Origin of the sequence: Bacillus bingmayongensis (assembly GCF_000299035.1) — a bacterium.
Lineage (GTDB): Bacteria > Bacillota > Bacilli > Bacillales > Bacillaceae_G > Bacillus_A > Bacillus_A bingmayongensis.
The window spans coordinates 1-3,389 of the sequence record NZ_JH921533.1; the positions used below are offsets into that span (position 1 = coordinate 1).

Annotated in this window: 3 protein-coding genes; all 3 read right to left on the reverse strand. The window is 32.4% G+C overall.

What is annotated here, in order from left to right; translation table 11 throughout:
- Positions 1–467: 467 nt before the first annotated feature.
- Positions 468–1,190 (reverse strand): ZinT family metal-binding protein, encoded by a 723-nt coding sequence (locus Y7E_RS0128675; RefSeq protein ID WP_017154615.1) that lies wholly within the window; start codon positions 1,188–1,190, stop codon positions 468–470.
- A gap of 481 nt (positions 1,191–1,671) precedes the next feature.
- Positions 1,672–2,484 carry a peptidoglycan-N-acetylglucosamine deacetylase gene (locus Y7E_RS0128680; RefSeq protein WP_390881336.1) on the reverse strand — a complete coding sequence of 271 codons (813 nt, stop codon included), beginning with the start codon at positions 2,482–2,484 and terminating at the stop codon, positions 1,672–1,674.
- 332 nt (positions 2,485–2,816) lie between these two features.
- A partial coding sequence (locus tag Y7E_RS30685) for an IS6 family transposase (RefSeq protein ID WP_081584811.1) occupies positions 2,817–3,389 on the reverse strand: 573 nt, incomplete at its 5' end.

The following is a 3,389-nucleotide window of genomic DNA, read 5'->3' on the forward strand; positions in this document are numbered from 1 at the left end:
GGGTCACCATATCAAAAAAAGAAAATTGTACGTTTAGACCATTTTAAGAGATATGCTGTAAGTTAAGCTTATTTTCTCTATAAAATCAGGACTATTTGGTGTTGCAAAGTCAATATTTATTAAAAATTCAACAGGTATTATTTCTCCACCAATAGGAAAAGTGAACAATCGTTTAAAAAGGTATACCCTTCGTGTAGCTTTAAAATAAAGTTTAATTAAATTAACTCTATAAACTTGATAAAAGAGCAAATAAAAAAAGCGTGTTTTGAAAAAAGATTAATCAGAACACGCTCTTAATATGGATAAATGTTTAATTATTTTTGCACTCCTTATTCCATTAAAGCATTTGTTAATCTAAGAGAATATTTTTTATGGTTAACTTTTTGAGTATTAAATAGTGTGATTCTAAATTGATAACCTTTGAGTCTTACATATTTGTGAAAGAAATATTCATCGTGACTCCTAATTTAATGCTCCATCATCTCATGGGCAATATCATGTCCATCCATTTTTGATGGGTAGTAGGTAGGCCAGTGTATGACTTCATCCAATAAAGCTTTACGGTCGTCACCCCAATACAGGTGGTAATGACTAGCTTTATTTGGATAGATACTATGATCACTAAATTGAATATACTGAGGAACTCCTTCGGCTTTTTCTGCTAGTTTAAATATGTATCTTACACCTCTATTTCCCGCATCATATGTCAGAATTTCGTACCCATCATAGATATACTTACCAGAATTTTCTTCTCCATTTTTGAAAAACGTTACAATATTCCCTTGAATCACAATACGGTTAACATCTGTTTGATACCCTTCATTATAATACTCCTTATATTCTTTAGCTGTCATTTTACCTGTATGTTTCGCTTTATAAGCAAATACCTCATCAAGCGTTCCATCTTGTAAATATGGATATACAGATTGCCAGTCTCCTTCCCAATCGGAGAGTGATCGTTCTTTCACTTGGCTGTCTTCAAAATATCCTTCATAAATTTTTTTTGTTTCTTCATCATATGCATGACTATGATCGTGCTCATGGCCGTGATCGTGTTTGCTTTCGTGTGTGTGACTTTCAGATGTTTTATTAGACTCGCCTTCGGATGAACTTGAAGTCTGACAGCCTACTAATACTAGTAGTGAACTAATAGTTAATATGCCTACCCTCTTTACAAATGAAATCTTCATTAATAACACTCCTTAATATAAAACGTAATCATTACGATTTATATTATACATATATCTTGTGTAAACATCAAATGAAAAATACCCCAATATCACTGAATGGATGATCCTATCCATAAATCTTCGTAGACTATTACAAGTGGTTCTGGTACAAAAACTTCAGGACAATTGCAATGAATCTATAAAATTTCGATAATTTAAGACCATTATGAGACAAAAACTCCATCAAAAGGCAGTAAAATAAATAACCGGTTGCTTAACGTACAGGGAATCGGTTATTTTGTGTCTAAACGTACAATTTTTTTGATATGGTTACCCCATAAAGAGTAATACCTTATGATAAAGTAAGTATTCTAAAAACCCATGACTATATTGATGTAATAGAGTCATGGGTTTTTAGAGTTTGTTAGAGTACTATATTGATGAATTTTTATAACTTTTAGCTTTATGGTGTTTTAAAATATGGAATAATTTTCTTTAAAAGTTAAATGCGTGGGTCCTTCCAGAAATTTAAAGAGAAGTGATCATTTTCTTGATAAGCTTCAAATTCATATCCTTTTTCTTTTAATCCTTTTATAATGGCTGGTACGGCTGAAACAGCTTGAGGATGAATATCATGCATTAATATGACTTCTTTAGACCTAGTCGCACCAATAATTACATTTTGAGCAATATTCATGGAAGCCGACTCTACAGGTACGTTATTATATTTCCAATCTAGGGAGTCAATTGTCCAATCCCATACTTTAAATCCACCCTCTGCTATCTTATTACGAAGTGCTTCATTTAATCCAGGCATAGAACCATAAGGAGGTCGGGTTAATTGTGGGTTCTCATCAATGATATCTGCTATTAAACTTTGATTTGTCTTCATTTCATTTACATAGTCCCCATTTGTGTATAATTTTTTGAAATCATGAGTCATGCTATGCATACCGACATAATGACCTTCTGTTTTTTCTCGTTTTACTAAATCAGGATATGCCTTTACATTCTTACCAGTTAAGAAAAAAGTTGCTTTAACATCCAGTTGTTTTAGTATATCTAAAAGCTCAGCTGTATACTTTCCTGGTCCATCATCAAATGTAAGATATGCAACTTTCCGTATTTGACCGTTAAATTGATTAGGTACTGGTTTGTTTATCTCAAATTTGGGCTGTTCGCTTACAAGCTGAATTGGGTTCTCTTGGTTTGTTACCCCTCTTGCGGGTGATGCAATTGATTGAATCACAAAATAAATAATGACTACTAGGGCTACCGTTAGAATTGATATTACGAATTTTTTGGCCTGAAATATTTTTTTCACTCTCTATATTCCTTCCTCTACCTATTAGCAATAATTTGTTTAAATATAATTATACCAAATTACATATGGTACAAAATAAATGGTCTAATCTACCATATTTTCAATTGTTTCACTAATTAGTACGAAATGTATTTTTCTTCCGTACTAAGTTTGTAAAGGTATACCTTTAAGGACATAACTTTAACTCTTATAAAATCAAGGTTTATAAACATATTACAAAACATTTATAAACGTTTATTAAATCACAACAACTTTTATAAACGGTTCTGGTGCAAAAATATTAGTTAGAAACATAGAGTAGCAATTTTCTCTTGATTTCTATCTTATGAAGCTAAGCCAAACAATTTATGAATAAATTCTTTCTGGTTTTGGACAGACTTGCCCGGTAAAACAAGTTGCCCCTTTTTCATCATATGCATGGCTTCAACACCACTCAATATAGAGATTGCTGTTTTAAATGACTTTAATCCTAACATAGAACGAACTCGTTTTTTAATAAACCGGTGGTCTTGTTCCACTATATTATTGAGATATTTAACTTGCCTTAGTTGTATGCCTTCAGGCATATGTTTCTCTTCTTTCAACTCTTGAATCGCTACAGGATAGGCAAGGTTCTTATCTACAGTTATCACGCGAGGTTTAGAAACATACGAAAAAGCCAAGGCTTTCTTGAAAAAGCGCTTGGCTGCTTGCTTATCTCTTGATTTACTTAGATAAAAATCAATTGTATTCCCCTCTGAATCAACTGCACGATATAAGTACATCCATTGACCTTTTACTTTAATATAAGTTTCATCGACTCTCCACGAATCATTTGTTAATTTAAGATGATGTCGTACTTTCTCTTCTAATTGAGGTCCATATTGATGAACCCAACGCATAATGGTGGTGTGAGC